Origin of the sequence: Pseudomonas sp. K5002 (genome assembly GCF_013386655.1) — a bacterium.
Taxonomy (GTDB): Bacteria; Pseudomonadota; Gammaproteobacteria; order Pseudomonadales; family Pseudomonadaceae; genus Aquipseudomonas.
In genome coordinates this window covers 46,727-58,707 of record NZ_JACARK010000040.1, presented here as the reverse complement: position 1 = coordinate 58,707, position 11,981 = coordinate 46,727, and the positions used below count along the sequence as shown (strand labels likewise).

The 11,981-nt window shown below is 56.9% G+C and carries 20 protein-coding genes; 6 read left to right on the top strand and 14 right to left on the bottom strand.

Going from position 1 to position 11,981, the window contains the following annotated elements:
- Nucleotides 1-130: DNA cytosine methyltransferase (locus HX846_RS39405; RefSeq protein WP_178964909.1), on the bottom strand; the 130-nt coding region annotated here is incomplete at its 3' end.
- An 859-nt stretch (nt 131-989) separates the two neighbouring features.
- On the opposite strand from HX846_RS39405, the gene HX846_RS02395 reads away from it, so the two are divergent.
- Both HX846_RS02395 and HX846_RS02390 read left to right on the top strand, forming a co-directional pair.
- Nucleotides 990-1,232, top strand: coding sequence for a hypothetical protein (locus HX846_RS02395; protein ID WP_178964907.1), 243 nt, complete (start codon nt 990-992; stop codon nt 1,230-1,232).
- Nucleotides 1,233-1,334: 102 nt separating this feature from the next.
- On the top strand, nt 1,335-1,577 hold the full coding sequence (locus HX846_RS02390) for a hypothetical protein (RefSeq protein WP_178964906.1): 243 nt from the start codon (nt 1,335-1,337) through the stop codon (nt 1,575-1,577).
- Between the two features lie 18 nt (nt 1,578-1,595).
- Here HX846_RS02390 and HX846_RS02385 read toward each other — a convergent pair whose 3' ends face one another.
- Nucleotides 1,596-2,312 carry a hypothetical protein gene (locus HX846_RS02385; protein ID WP_178964905.1) on the bottom strand — a complete coding sequence of 239 codons (717 nt, stop codon included), beginning with the start codon at nt 2,310-2,312 and terminating at the stop codon, nt 1,596-1,598.
- A gap of 107 nt (nt 2,313-2,419) precedes the next feature.
- Here HX846_RS02385 and HX846_RS02380 point away from each other — a divergent pair, with 107 nt between their 5' ends.
- Nucleotides 2,420-2,935 carry a hypothetical protein gene (locus tag HX846_RS02380; protein WP_178964904.1) on the top strand — a complete coding sequence of 172 codons (516 nt, stop codon included), beginning with the start codon at nt 2,420-2,422 and terminating at the stop codon, nt 2,933-2,935.
- Here HX846_RS02380 and HX846_RS02375 read toward each other — a convergent pair whose 3' ends face one another.
- The 8 genes from HX846_RS02375 to HX846_RS02340 form a co-directional block, all read right to left on the bottom strand.
- Nucleotides 2,936-3,244 (bottom strand): hypothetical protein, encoded by a 309-nt coding sequence (locus HX846_RS02375; protein WP_178964903.1) that lies wholly within the window; start codon nt 3,242-3,244, stop codon nt 2,936-2,938.
- Nucleotides 3,245-3,313: 69 nt separating this feature from the next.
- Nucleotides 3,314-3,904, bottom strand: coding sequence for a hypothetical protein (locus tag HX846_RS02370; protein WP_178964902.1), 591 nt, complete (start codon nt 3,902-3,904; stop codon nt 3,314-3,316).
- Nucleotides 3,901-5,523: a YqaJ viral recombinase family protein gene (locus HX846_RS02365; protein WP_178964901.1), complete on the bottom strand. Its 1,623-nt coding sequence runs from the start codon at nt 5,521-5,523 to the stop codon at nt 3,901-3,903. The genes HX846_RS02370 and HX846_RS02365 overlap by 4 nt, the downstream gene beginning before the upstream one ends.
- Entirely contained in the window at nt 5,520-6,326 is an 807-nt protein-coding gene (gene bet / locus HX846_RS02360; RefSeq protein ID WP_178964914.1) for a phage recombination protein Bet, read from the bottom strand. The genes HX846_RS02365 and bet overlap by 4 nt, the downstream gene beginning before the upstream one ends.
- A gap of 407 nt (nt 6,327-6,733) precedes the next feature.
- Complete coding sequence (locus HX846_RS02355; RefSeq protein WP_178964900.1) at nt 6,734-6,937, bottom strand: hypothetical protein; 204 nt, start codon at nt 6,935-6,937, stop codon at nt 6,734-6,736.
- Nucleotides 6,934-7,125, bottom strand: a complete 192-nt coding sequence (locus tag HX846_RS02350) for a hypothetical protein (RefSeq protein WP_167665134.1) — start codon at nt 7,123-7,125, stop codon at nt 6,934-6,936. The genes HX846_RS02355 and HX846_RS02350 overlap by 4 nt, the downstream gene beginning before the upstream one ends.
- Nucleotides 7,122-7,559, bottom strand: coding sequence for a hypothetical protein (locus HX846_RS02345; RefSeq protein ID WP_178964899.1), 438 nt, complete (start codon nt 7,557-7,559; stop codon nt 7,122-7,124). Before HX846_RS02345 ends, HX846_RS02350 begins: the two co-directional genes overlap by 4 nt.
- A 736-nt stretch (nt 7,560-8,295) precedes the next feature.
- Nucleotides 8,296-8,547, bottom strand: coding sequence for a DUF1654 domain-containing protein (locus tag HX846_RS02340; RefSeq protein WP_178964898.1), 252 nt, complete (start codon nt 8,545-8,547; stop codon nt 8,296-8,298).
- Between the two features lie 401 nt (nt 8,548-8,948).
- Between HX846_RS02340 and HX846_RS02335 the strand changes: the two genes are divergently transcribed.
- Entirely contained in the window at nt 8,949-9,239 is a 291-nt protein-coding gene (locus tag HX846_RS02335) for a hypothetical protein (RefSeq protein WP_178964897.1), read from the top strand.
- On the opposite strand, the gene HX846_RS39400 is transcribed toward HX846_RS02335, so the two are convergent.
- The 4 genes from HX846_RS39400 to HX846_RS02320 form a co-directional block, all read right to left on the bottom strand.
- Nucleotides 9,204-9,419 (bottom strand): hypothetical protein, encoded by a 216-nt coding sequence (locus HX846_RS39400; RefSeq protein ID WP_256739761.1) that lies wholly within the window; start codon nt 9,417-9,419, stop codon nt 9,204-9,206. The two genes, HX846_RS02335 and HX846_RS39400, sit on opposite strands and share 36 nt — an antisense overlap.
- 22 nt (nt 9,420-9,441) lie before the next feature.
- The gene (locus HX846_RS02330) at nt 9,442-9,750 is read right to left on the bottom strand and encodes a hypothetical protein (protein ID WP_178964896.1); all 309 of its coding nucleotides are present in this window, start codon (nt 9,748-9,750) and stop codon (nt 9,442-9,444) included.
- Between the two features lie 77 nt (nt 9,751-9,827).
- A complete protein-coding gene (locus tag HX846_RS02325) occupies nt 9,828-10,055 on the bottom strand; it encodes a hypothetical protein (protein WP_178964895.1) in 228 nt (75 codons plus the stop codon).
- Nucleotides 10,056-10,515: 460 nt separating this feature from the next.
- A complete protein-coding gene (locus tag HX846_RS02320; protein ID WP_178964913.1) occupies nt 10,516-11,175 on the bottom strand; it encodes a LexA family transcriptional regulator in 660 nt (219 codons plus the stop codon).
- An 88-nt stretch (nt 11,176-11,263) separates the two neighbouring features.
- On the opposite strand from HX846_RS02320, the gene HX846_RS02315 reads away from it, so the two are divergent.
- Both HX846_RS02315 and HX846_RS02310 read left to right on the top strand, forming a co-directional pair.
- Nucleotides 11,264-11,476 carry a Cro/CI family transcriptional regulator gene (locus HX846_RS02315; RefSeq protein ID WP_178964894.1) on the top strand — a complete coding sequence of 71 codons (213 nt, stop codon included), beginning with the start codon at nt 11,264-11,266 and terminating at the stop codon, nt 11,474-11,476.
- Between the two features lie 81 nt (nt 11,477-11,557).
- A complete protein-coding gene (locus HX846_RS02310; RefSeq protein ID WP_178964893.1) occupies nt 11,558-11,980 on the top strand; it encodes a phage regulatory CII family protein in 423 nt (140 codons plus the stop codon).
- The last annotated feature ends 1 nt before the right edge of the window (nt 11,981 follow it).

Sequence of the window (11,981 nt, the reverse complement as noted above, 5' to 3'; positions counted from 1 at the left end):
AGTGGTGGGCCAGGACCGCCGAGGGGAACGGCTCAATCTCGGCGAACCAGGCGGCGCGCATGCCCAGCGGGTGCCAGGCCTGGGTCGCGGCTTCGATGCCGCTGCACACGCTTCCATAAGTTATGGGCATGATGGCTCCTCGCCGGTATATTGAGCGTTATGGAAAAACTGTCGGGGATGGTTATGATTTGTGCACTTTGTCGTAACGAGAAGGAACTTAGAAAAAGTCACTTAATTCCAAAATCAGCCTATAGACACATCAGGGACAGCAGAGAAGAGGGTGGCGGTAGTCCGATGCGTATTCATTTGCATTTAAGTGAATCGTTTTTCACAGATACCCAAGTTACAAAATATTTGTTGTGTGAAGAGTGCGAGCAATTATTCTCTAAGCGAGGGGAAGGGCCAGTATCCAAAATGTGGGCGACTCACACTCATTTCCCATTGTTGGAGCAGCTTTTGTCGAGTGTATCAACCCAGTCAAGCCCAAATTTCTCTCTCTTCAACCCTGTTGAAATCAAAGCGGATATTTTAAAAAGTCTGTTTTACTTCGGTGCAAGCGTTGTTTGGCGTTCCAACGTTTGGGATTGGGGATCACATCCTTCCATACATAAAGGAACGCTGGGGCGATTGTATGAAGGTAGATTTAAAGATTATCTTCTTGGCAATACTGATGCCATCAAAGACGTTCGATTAATTGTAACCCTCAACACTAACTATAATCTTCACAGGTTGTTGAGGTTTCCCGCCTGTATTGAGGGGCCTGGGTGTTGCCTGCACGAGTTTGACGTTCTCGGGATTTTCTTTAAATTTATAGTTGGAAAAAATCCCGCGCCGGAATTCAAAGCGGTTTTTGAACAGGCAGAAACTAATACTATAATTTTGGGTTCGGATATGTCCAAGTCAAACGATTTGCTGTCCTTGGCAAACGATTTCCATAAGGCATTTCCTGACTCTGCTGATGNNCATGGAGCCGGATCAAGGAGAAGGCTGTGACAGCAAAAGATGGGAAATCAAAAACTGTTCGAGTCGGCGAAATCGAGGTGAACATCACCCTCGATGATTACGTCGACGGAAAACCGACCTCTGCCGTGTTTGTAACCACGACGGGCGCGCCTGGCGTTGCCGGAGTGTTTAAGCACGCATCAGAGAGCTGGGAATCTGAGGCGCAGGCATTCACCGAAGTTGAGCCAATGGCTTTGGAGCGAGCCAAGAGCATGAAACCAGCCAGGTAATTTGTTCTGATCGGGAGCTACCTGCTTTGCCCGTAGCGGCAAATTGGTTTCCGTTGGGGTATTACGGGTGACCGGCATGGAGCCGGATCAAGGAGAATTGATATGGCTTATTGGGACTCTTACGGCTACCCAGAGAATGAACCGAAAGTCTGGATCACGTTCGGCACGCAAAAGGACGGTCCGCCACAAGTAGCATTTCTCGGGCCGATTCGTCAGCCGGAGGGCGATAGCACGAAGGCTGTCGAGTACTATCAGGAAGTTGCAGGCCGCTGGACTGATGAGCGTGCCGCACATGACGATCTAAATAAAATCGCTCAAGATCTCATCGAGCATAAGCGTCTTTAGCGTAAGCTTCCTACAGTATCAGGCGGCGGCGCTGGAGGTTTCTTTGATCGTCATGATGGCGTTTGCGGCGTGGCGCACGTAGTACAGGCGAGCCATCAGGCTTGGGCATGGCTTGCTGATCGTCGACTCCCAGAGGTCGCTGCCACCAATCAGTTCTTCGTGTTCGCGCAGGAAGTCATAGGCCAGCACCACCTCGCTGTCGCGGCCATCGGCGAAGGTCTCGACTTCCTCAACTACGTCGGCCAGGTCAGCGAAAGGAAGGCGCTCGTCTTCTACCTCATCGCGCGCTCGCAGCCATTCAACGAGTTGTTCAGCCTGCTCCAGGGTGGCGCCCTTATTGGGGATATCAGCGATCCATTCAGGCACTTCATCGCTCGGCAATTCGTAATCGATCCGGCCGGCGACGCACTCGCACACGGTGTCGCGTATCGCGTCGAAGTCGATCACCACACGCTTGATGTCACCATCCAACTTCTCATGCAGATAGCCATCGCTCTGATGACGCAAGAAGTTGATGCCGTAGCTGGCGCCGACGTGGAAAACGAGCGGGCCGATATCGCCCATCATGCTCATGCCGAAGCGGGTAACGCAGATGTCGAAACCGTAGCAGCTACTGCCTGGCCGTGCGCAGCGCCAAACCTCGACGCCGTTTTCGTTCACCAGTTGAGTGTATTGGTGTTTGGCCAGGTCTTCCGCGACCCGGGCGGCGAGTGCGGTACTTTCATGCTCTTTCATGGATTATCTCCAGTCAGGCGCCGCCCTCCGGTGACCGGTGGTGGCAATTTGGTTTGGGTTGGAGTATTACGGGTGACCGGCATGGAGCCGGATCAAGGAGAGAAGCTATGAAGCGTTTCACTGAGAGCTTGAGATCGGCTGTCGCGAATGGTGATTGGTATGTGGCGCTGTCAGCTGCCTTAACAATGCCTGATGTTTGCGGGCGGCTTGTTGATCCAGCCGTGCCGAGCGGAAAGCGCTATCCAGCTTGGTTCAAAATCTGGATGGAGCCAGGCTACACGAGCAACATGCCACGCATAGGGCTTCATATATTTCTAACTGGTGAAGATTGCTACGCCCTTAGGTGTAGCTATTTGCACGAAGGCGGAGCCGACATTACACAGCAGCGGGCAAGGAAAGCCTTGGATGATTTTCATTTCATCTTTCCACCTGGTAACGGGAATTCAATCCACCGGAACAAGATCAACAATACTCTCCAACTTCAGGTAGATGAGTTTTGCATTGAAATGGCGGATGCAGTCGATAAGTGGGCTGATTCGGTGTCGACCGATCAAGCCATTCAGGGAAGGATGAGCTCGCTACTTAAGATTCATGGGCACGTACCTGGGATCATCTATTCCTGATCAAGTGTCCATGCCGGTCTCAGCAAATTTTTGCAGCTGTCGCGACTGCTTTTCAGATACGACTATTTCAGGTCGCGACATGTTTGCGAATCGGGCCGTTTCCTCGACGGGGGCTGCTGCCAAGTTTAACAGGAAGGTGGACACCGTCTCCTGCCACTCCTCAAAGTCGTGCCGCTCGCCCAGCACCTGAAGTGCATCATCGAGCGCTTTCGAGACAATCAGCGTTCGCTTCTCGGCGCCAATCCGTTCGAGCAGCGCCTTCTCTTTCGCGCGCTTGTCCCGCTGGATCTGCGCGTTGTCCTTGGCCATGGCCTACCTCTTCTATTCCGCTGGCCGGCAGTGCGAGCCAAGTTTGACGTTTGCGTTGCTGGATGCGGGCTATGCGGCGCATGAAGTGCTGCCACGTTGCGCTTTGGGGTAGTCGATGCCGTGGGCGGCGATGATCCGCTCGAAGGCCTTGTTGCCGATCGCCAGTTTGCCGCAGCACTGGCGCCGGGTGATTCCCAGCTCCAGGAAGGCGCGAATCCGCTCGGCGTACTTCGCGTCGCGGGCCTGAACCTGCTCGCTTCGGACTGCGCCATTGGCACCGCCCCGGGTCGGCTTCTTGAAGCTGATGCCGTACTCTTTGGCAAAGCTGTAGAGGGTGCGCCGGCTCAGGCCCAGGGCTACCGATGCTTCCGTCTGCGTGTGCGTGGCGCCCAGTTCGCGAATACGCTCGGCGAGCTCGTCGCGTTCCTGCTGGCGAATATCTTTCGAGTGCAGGGGCAGGGGAGTCGCCTCAACCCGCCGGCGAACAAACGGCTTCGGCGCCGGCGGCATCTGGTTACTGTAGGTGATCGGCTTGGGCTTGTAGCCGATGGGTGCCGCTTCTTCGATCTGGCCGCCGGCCAGGAACTGGGCAACCTGGGCCGCCAGTTCATCCGAGGCCGGCCGTAGTACCTCGACCAGGCTGAGGTTGTTGCTGATCATGCTGCCGCCTTGGCCAGCGTCACCCCGGCCATGCTGAAGGTGGATCCCTGCGCCGCAACCATCGCGTCGAGCGCTTCCCAGTTGACCAAGAGGACGGTGATCGGCGCCTGACCATATGCCACGGCTTTCACCAGGGCCTCGAAGTCTGTCACGTTGGCCTGCAGCGCTACCTGCTCCACGGTGTGGCTCGCCACAGGCTTTGTGGCCTGGCCGACGGTCGCCTGGACCGGAGCGGTGCGGACAGGCTCTGGTGTCGCCACCTTCTCCACGACCGGCTCTGGCTTGATGGCCGCCAGGCGCTGGGCTTCCTGTTCTTCAGCGATGCGCTTCGCGTCGGCCTTTTCCTTCTCCGCCTTCTGGTGTTCGGTGATTCGGAATTTGATCAGCGTCACCAGGTCATCGTTGGCTTTGGTGACCAGCTGCTGCACGTCGCTGAACAGGAAGGCGTAATCAACGGCGAGCTCCGCCAGGCTGGTCAGGTTCAAGCGAATGCTGTCCGCTGCTTGGCTTGCATCGATCTTTGCCCGGGCCAGCTCGGTATCTACTGCGTCCTGGAGACTGGCGATGGTGCGCTTGTTCTTCATGGAGCCGGCGAAGTCCGAAACGACATGAGGCAGTGTGACGTTGCCCAGCGTCTTGTTGATTGCGGCGATGTGATCCGCCAGTGCCAGCTCGGCTTTTTGCTTGATGTTGGTCTTCACCAACAGCTCTTGAGCCTTCACCAGCTTGTCGACCTTCAGGCGAGTCTCGCGGGCATGGGCACTGATGCGATCCAGCGAGGAAAACAGCTCGTCGATGCTTTGGGTCTGCGACAGGGCCTGTTTCTTGGCGGCCGCGACAGCTTCTTCAACGTCACCGCACCACTTGACTGCCTTCTTCGCGTCGGCGAAGTCCTGGTCGGTGGAGAGTGTAGTTTTCACCGAGTCAATGACCGCCAGGGCTGAATCTTCAAACACCCTCAGGTTGCTGGCTGTGACCATGCCGGTCAGCTCGATGCGCAGGGCTGGCAGCTCATCAGGTGCCTTGCCGACGACGATTGAAGGTGCGTCGGCCATCTCGAAGTTGGCCAGGTCTGCCTCAAACTGTTTCCAGCCTTGGATCAACTGGGCCGCGCGCCCGGCGACAGCCCGGTACTCCATGTGCACGAAGTTCTCCGGCGTACCGTCCGAGCAAACAAAGATGACCCGCTCAGCGCCGCTCACCAGCAGTTGCTGTTCAAGCTGCCAGTAGTAGTGCGGAGCCAGGTCGCCGGCTTTCACCTGGGCCACGACCGACTCATTCCACAGCTTGTGCTCGAACAGGGTCTCGCCGAGCATCGTGGCGCCGTCCATGGAGGCCAGCAAGTAGCCCTCGGTGGCAACGATCGGATACAGCTCTTCGCCGACCAGCGCTTCAGCCAGTGGGCGGGCCAAAGCTTCGGTTGCGTGGCCTTTGTCGAAGATAAACTGCTGAGAGGGCGTGACGTCCGGCGTGATGCCGGTCTTTTTAGCCGCCAGCAGATCGGTCCGGGTTTGGTACTTCGAGGCGCCCATCATTGCTGGGGCTTCGGAGGCGGTGCGGAACTGGGCGCGGAGGGCAAGCCACTCGGCAGAGCCTTGAGCTACGTTGTGAATTTTCATGCGGTATCTCCATCGAGGGCTTTGAGGTTGGTGATTTTTTCAATCTGCGCCGGGCTCAGCGTGTACTTGCTGCTGATGGTCGCAATGAGGTGTTCAGGGCTGGTACGGTTCGAGTCGATCAGTGGCTGCCACTTCACGATGTTCTCGGTCAGCAGGTCGTCGGAGTAGGCGGGTAGCGCTTCCGGTTCAGATTGAACGTGCTGTCGAGGGCTGACATCGCGCGCCGGCTCCTCGAATGCCTTGCCTTCCATCTCATCGGCCGTTGGCGCCGATCCGACTTCAGGGAATGCTTTGCGCAGGGCCTGGGCCTCGGCGCATTTGGCGAGCTGGGCAAATGCCCGGCGCTTCCACATGGCGTTGGGCGCCGCGGTGTCCTTGCTCGACGTCGCGTAGTTTTCGAGCCAGCGTTCATTGGCCGTGTATTCGGCAACCAGGCCGTTGCTCATCTGCCGCTTGACCGTTACGCGGCACCATTCGGGATACGTGACTTCGACGCCGCTCAGCTTCGCGGTTACTGGAGGGCCATATTCAGGCTCGCCGATTCCAGCGTACTGGCCGGTGCGCGCCGCCTGGATGCGGTACAGGCCGATGCCAGGCATCACCGTGTCCTGCATCTTTTTCGTCTTGGAGTTCCAGATCGGAACGATGTGCACCGGCTTCAACATTGGGTCCAAGTGCGCGGCCTGGCAGTAAGCCAACACCATCACTACAGAGTTCTTTTCTGCGCCGGGATAGAGGCTGCTGCTCAGCACTTCAACGAGCGCGGCCTCCGACATCGCAGGCGTGTTGTCGTCCTGCTTCATTACTGCGGACATGGGGGATCCTTGCCGCGATGCTCGCAGCGATTGAAGGTGTTGGTTATTGGGTGATCAGGCCGCCGATGGCGGGGCCCAGGAATACAACTGCGATGAAGGTCAGGCCGACGATGGCCGAGGTCAGGCGGATGGCTTGGCGGGTCGTCATGGTATGCACCGCTCGCTACCGCCGCAGTAGCTGTAATCGGGGTGAAACTCACGCGCATCGCAGTCGAACACGTAGTCATTCCCGCACGACCTGCACTCTGCTTTCCAAACTTTGCCGATCCGCTGCAAACCCTCGGGCTCCCGCCCCTGAGAGGCTTCGTTACGGTAGTTGCGCTCGATTCGATTGTTACGTTTGCTCTGCGCTGCGCGAATGCGCGCGGTGTCAGTTGCGTCGAACCTTCTGAGCTTCATGCCTTCACCTCATAAGCGACAGTCCACTCACCGCACATGCAGGCCCGGCCGCTCCAGGCGTGAACATTGGGGATGCCAGCGTCATGTGCCAGCGACAGGGCGCCCAGCCATTTGGTGTGGGTGAAGGCCAGGATCATGCGGTCGGCGGGTAGCTCTTCGATTTGCTCGTCGATCAGCGTTTTCACGATAGGCGTGGTCATGCAGCCTCCTTGCGGTGCCTGGTGATTTTCAGCAGGCGCTGGCAGTAGTGGTTGAATTCTTCGACGGTGATCACGTTGCCGGTGAGCATGTTCGTGATCATTCGTTGCACGACCACCTGGGCGCCCGGCTCGCTGGCAGGGTGCTCAAGGCATTCAAGTGCCTCATCGATCAGGATGTGCGGGCTCATACATCAGCATCCACGTCGTCTTCGCGCTCTTCCCGTTCCGCCGCTACAGCGTCTTCGGCATACGGTCTCAGCAGCGCCACGGCAATCTTCTCGACCGCCTCAATAGGGCGTTGCTGGCCCAGCAGGTCTGCAGCGTGGGCCCGGGCATCGCTCTGGCTGCCGAGCATTGCCGACAGCAGCAGGCGGGCAAACGAATCACGCTGGTCCAGGCCGTCGATCTGGCGCTGGTTCAGGTGGCCTTGCAGAACAGTGCAGAAACGGTCGAACGTCACGACCTGCGGCTGGCCGTAGCGGCGCTTCCACTTGATGTCTACGCCGCACACCAGGCGCTCCGCCGAATGCTCAAGCCAGTCCGTCACCTCGTCGCTCTCGCTGACCTCTGGAGGCAACTGAGCGTCGTAACGCTCCTGGCAAATCTTCAATGCTGCGTTCATGGTCGCCTCCAAGGTGGCGGGTTGTTCACCTGTATTCGTCAACACTCATGCCTCCCGCTGGTTGCCGCTGGGCGCGGGGGAGGAGTGCTGACGTAATAGAGGTGGGGAAGGGGCCCAGGCCCGCTACTGGCGACGGCCTGGGTTTGTTGCGTCAGCGGTGTGGCCCGTTGCCCGCTGCTGATTGCAGGGCTGGCCGGTCGTCTTCGGTGTGGGCTTCGAGCTTCCTACTCACAGCGTCAAACAGCATCTGTTCGCCGTGGATCACAGGTCCTTACAACATGCACACTACAGCTCTGAATGCCCTGGCTGAGTGGGGCAGGGTGCATGAGGTCCGGCGTTCCCAGCCGAGGCTATCGGGATCGCTAATTCAAATCTTTTGGAGCTGGCCGTGACCCGCTACTGGCGTCGGTCATCGGCCTAAATCAAATGTTCTCCCAGCCGCGGGCCTTTCGGCTTGTTCTCCCGCTGGATAACTGTTCTTGGCGCTTTACGCTGCACGCCCGGGTCAGTTGCCAACCCTCTGAACCGTTTAGGCCGGTTCATCGCTGCCTTTGAATCTGGGCCGGTGGTGATCCGGCAAGGGGTATCGCTAAAGAGCGGTGCAACTTTCGCTGCTGGCCGGCGATGTTCGTTGCTGGCTTGAGTTGAAATATAAGGCAGCTTATTTTTCCAGTCAATAAGCAGGCTTATATATTTTCTTGCGAGCGATAAAAAGCCCGCTCACTGGCGGGCTCATTTAGGAATCGCAGTACTCGCGCCATCCGATCCTTACGGCGCCGTCATCCAAATGCTCGATCCTTATCCCGGCGGTGTCGCCGATGTCTTGAATAACCTGGTGCCAGGCTTCAGGGCTTTCGTCTTCGCGTCTGGATACTTCGACCAACTGAATCCGCTGTACTCGAGGAGAGGCGATCAAGCCCTGTAAGCGGCGGCCAACAAGCTCGTAGGAATTTCTCGGTTTTGGTGTGGGGTAGGGGGCCTGGATCATGCTTCGCTCCTTGCGTTTGCTGTATGTATACACAGTATTGGCGCTGACATATCTTGGCAAGAGGGCGACGGGAAGTTTCATGCATAAATGCATATTTTTAAGGAGGCATTTTTGACAGGCAAAAAAAGCCCGCTTATGGGCGGGCCTAAAGGGAATTCTTCAAAGGAGTAGGGGGAGTTTGGTCCCGGTGCTGTAAATGCCAGGTGAAAAGGATGTCGCAAAAGCAGAAAGCTCGCGATCGGCTGGCTTCTGCGATCGGTCCTTGTCGTTTGCAACAAAAAGCTTACCAAGTCGCTACACGGAAAATATGACGTAACCCATTCTCCAGCTGTCATAAATCACGCGAATCAACTGTTCCTGAATAGAGAGCGTAGTTATGACTTTAAATCGATTGGTCAAGGTTGCAGCAGTTGTTGCTCTGCTGTCTTCTCTGTCCGGATGCTGGATTTTCATGCCGCCAGGAGGTGGTGGCGATGGTGGTCACGGTGGTCACGGCCAAGGCGGTGGACCTGGTGGGGGCCCTGGCGGTGGTCCTGGTAGCGGACCGCGATAACGGACCAGGACTTGAAGGCGTCGCGTTGAGCAGAGGCGATCATCAAGATCGCCTCTCGCCAGATGGCGCGTGTTTGCTCCTCACAATCCTTCCCGACTTCACCTCATTTGCTGCCGTAGAAGTGGTTCAGCGCTATTAGCTCGAATACAGCCACGAAAACACAGAGTGCAACGAAGCCAGGGCTGAAGACCCGCTTGCGACCGTATGAGCCTCCGCCCAGTCCAGCGACGTCGGAATAGCCGGGGAGCATCATAAGGAAAGCCAGGCAAGCAATGACTCCAACCTTGCTCCAGAAACTCTGCTCTCGCCATGCAGTCATTGGCTCACGCTGGGCAGCAGCATCAGGAAAACCAGCCATACCCAGGGCACTTCATTGCTCTGAGGCGACGCAAAAGCGCTCGAGACTCTGTAAATTCATAATCCGAGGCGCCGAGCTTGGATCGCTGTGAGTACTGCAAAAGGTCCACAATATGCTGGTAATCCGCGCTTTGCTTGAAGTTACGACACTGCTCAACCCGTTCAGCTTCCGTTACAGGCATCGGTACTGCGTCGATCTGTTTTTCGTAATCAGTTTTTTCTTTTGGCGTGCTGTAGCAGCCGGAGATAAAAAGCGGGGCGACGATTAGAGTCGCGATCCGATAGGCGTTCATTACCACATTCCCTTGTGTATACGAGCGCTTCTCAGCTCGCAGTAATTCGACTTGGGTTGCCGCGTAAGACCACGCGCCTACTCGGGTTTGCTCCGGATTATTTGCCCAGCCTTCACCTCATCCGCATACCCCGACAGCCTGTCTGCTTCCTCATAGAGCGTGCCCACCAGTCCCATTAAGGCGATGGCGTCGGCATCGCTGAGCTTCTCTGCCAGCTTGCCCAGGTCAATACAGGACTCTTCAAGGTTTGAGGCGATCGCCTTCAGGTCGCGACGTAGTTGCTGGTTGGGTTTGGTGAGGGACATGGAGGTCTCCAAGGCTCAGGCTGAGGCCATCTATCTACAGGCTTCAGCGCCAACGTAATAGGCGATGGATCCAGGGACAATTGGAGCCATGCCCGGATCTGGTTTTGAAGCCTTCATCTGTTCCATTGTGTCGCCACTGCCCAAGTACTTAACAGTACTCTCTGAACAGTTGTAGAGGCGTTTCGAGTAACTGACTCCGCTTGACCCTTCGCGCTTGGTCGTGATTGTACGGTTGTTGCCCGATGCCCCCTTCTGGAGAACCGTGTACTTGGCCTTTGAGTCAGATGGCACGGATAGCGGCAGGTCGACGGCGAATGCCGGGGCACATGCAAGCGCAAAGAGGGCAAACATCCTGTACTTCATTTTCAGCTCCATTGTGGGTCTGGCATTAATTGCTCTGCTAAGGGCGATCACAAATCGCCGCCGCGGCAGATGACCTCGCCCGGGTTGCTATCCCTGCTTAGTAAAACTTTTGCAGCGCCTGCACAACCACGCCCACGATCCGGCAGTGCTCGTCGACGGCCTCGATAGGGTAGCTCGGGTTCAGCGGTTTCAGGAACAGCCGGCCACCGTCGCTGACCAGCTTTTTGAATGTCGCTTCATTGCTGTCCGGCAGCTTTGCCACGACAAGCTTACCTGGTGCAACTTCAGCCTCTGTGTCCACCAGGATCAGCGTGCCTTCGGTGATGCTCTGGCCGGCGGGCGCCGTCATCGAGTCACCTTTCACCTTCAGCCAGAACGCTGTGCCCTTGGAGTCGTACTCCGAGAACTCATAACTGTCCGAAAATCCGGCCGGGTAGGGCTCAACAGCCTCCGCCCAGGCGCCGGCGGCGACCCAGCTAATTACCGGGTAGCGGAATGATTTGGTGGGCTGGGCGGCGATAGAGATATTTGACTCGGCAGCGCTCACACCTGTCATTGGTCCGGTATTTTCGGAGAGCCAAATAGCGTTCACACCACACACATGGGCGATCTTCGGTAGATGTGCACTTTGAAGGTTCTTTCCGGTCTCCAACTGGGAGATTACCGGTTGCTCAACACCCACTTTTAAGGCGAGCGCCTTCTGCGTCAGCTTGGCGTGGTTGCGTGCGGTTTTGATTCGTTCGGCGAGTGTGCTCATCAGCTGAAATTTATAAGTTCCCTTATCGGCTTGCAAATAAGTGTCCTTCTAAATAGGATATAAGCAGGCTTATCAGGAGGGCGCTCTTATGACCCCTATCGAAAGGCTCGTCGACTTCTTCGGCGGGCAAACCAAAACCGCTTTAGCGCTCGACGTTTCTCAAGCCGCAGTTTCGTACTGGGTTGCCGGGATTCATCCGATGCGCGCCGAAAAGGCTTTCAAGGCAGAAGAGTTGACCGGTGGAAAAATCACAGCCCGCGAGCTATGCATGCGCCAGAAGGTGGCTCAATCCGCGGCGTGACATCCCTGTCTGTCGATCCAGGAACAAAGTTTCGCCTACCCACTGGCAGGGCGCCACGGAAACAAAGTTGAGGTTTTACGAATGGAAGATTTTCTGCGGGCCTGCCAGAGCGCTGTTCTGGACAACGAGGCAAAGGTACTGGCGGCAAAGATGGGTGTTGCGCATGTCGGCCTGCTTCAGCGCGCCAACCCTGACAACGAGGCTCATCACCTGACCGTGGAGCATCTGTTCGGGATCCTACTGCACACCGGCGACATGCGCCCGTTGATGGCCCTGGCCAATGAGTTCGGCTTTGACTTGGTATCGAAGTCGGCGCCGGAGCCGCAAGCGCTCACCAAGTCGCTGATCAACGTAGGTAAGGAAGTTGCCGACCTGACGATCGCGGTGCACGAAGCGCTGGACGACAACCACGTCAGCTCTTTCGAAAAGAGCCTGATCCGCCAAGAGATCAATCACGTTCGGCAGAGCCTGGACGTGATGGATGCGTCGGTGAAGGCAGCCTGAA

What these genes read in the sequence shown, in the direction of transcription:
- HX846_RS02375 (WP_178964903.1), bottom strand. Translation starts at nt 3,244, where the DNA reads ATGGCCAAGGACAACGCGCAGATCCAGCGGGACAAGCGCGCGAAAGAG.
- HX846_RS02390 (WP_178964906.1), top strand. Translation starts at nt 1,335, where the DNA reads ATGGCTTATTGGGACTCTTACGGCTACCCAGAGAATGAACCGAAAGTC.
- HX846_RS02365 (WP_178964901.1), bottom strand. Translation starts at nt 5,523, where the DNA reads ATGAAAATTCACAACGTAGCTCAAGGCTCTGCCGAGTGGCTTGCCCTC.
- HX846_RS02385 (WP_178964905.1), bottom strand. Translation starts at nt 2,312, where the DNA reads ATGAAAGAGCATGAAAGTACCGCACTCGCCGCCCGGGTCGCGGAAGAC.
- HX846_RS02370 (WP_178964902.1), bottom strand. Translation starts at nt 3,904, where the DNA reads ATGATCAGCAACAACCTCAGCCTGGTCGAGGTACTACGGCCGGCCTCG.
- HX846_RS02350 (WP_167665134.1), bottom strand. Translation starts at nt 7,125, where the DNA reads ATGAGCCCGCACATCCTGATCGATGAGGCACTTGAATGCCTTGAGCAC.
- HX846_RS39400 (WP_256739761.1), bottom strand. Translation starts at nt 9,419, where the DNA reads ATGACTGCATGGCGAGAGCAGAGTTTCTGGAGCAAGGTTGGAGTCATT.
- HX846_RS02340 (WP_178964898.1), bottom strand. Translation starts at nt 8,547, where the DNA reads ATGATCCAGGCCCCCTACCCCACACCAAAACCGAGAAATTCCTACGAG.
- HX846_RS02315 (WP_178964894.1), top strand. Translation starts at nt 11,264, where the DNA reads ATGACCCCTATCGAAAGGCTCGTCGACTTCTTCGGCGGGCAAACCAAA.
- HX846_RS02355 (WP_178964900.1), bottom strand. Translation starts at nt 6,937, where the DNA reads ATGACCACGCCTATCGTGAAAACGCTGATCGACGAGCAAATCGAAGAG.
- HX846_RS02330 (WP_178964896.1), bottom strand. Translation starts at nt 9,750, where the DNA reads ATGAACGCCTATCGGATCGCGACTCTAATCGTCGCCCCGCTTTTTATC.
- HX846_RS02345 (WP_178964899.1), bottom strand. Translation starts at nt 7,559, where the DNA reads ATGAACGCAGCATTGAAGATTTGCCAGGAGCGTTACGACGCTCAGTTG.
- HX846_RS02320 (WP_178964913.1), bottom strand. Translation starts at nt 11,175, where the DNA reads ATGAGCACACTCGCCGAACGAATCAAAACCGCACGCAACCACGCCAAG.
- HX846_RS02325 (WP_178964895.1), bottom strand. Translation starts at nt 10,055, where the DNA reads ATGTCCCTCACCAAACCCAACCAGCAACTACGTCGCGACCTGAAGGCG.
- HX846_RS02380 (WP_178964904.1), top strand. Translation starts at nt 2,420, where the DNA reads ATGAAGCGTTTCACTGAGAGCTTGAGATCGGCTGTCGCGAATGGTGAT.
- HX846_RS02310 (WP_178964893.1), top strand. Translation starts at nt 11,558, where the DNA reads ATGGAAGATTTTCTGCGGGCCTGCCAGAGCGCTGTTCTGGACAACGAG.
- bet (WP_178964914.1), bottom strand. Translation starts at nt 6,326, where the DNA reads ATGAAGCAGGACGACAACACGCCTGCGATGTCGGAGGCCGCGCTCGTT.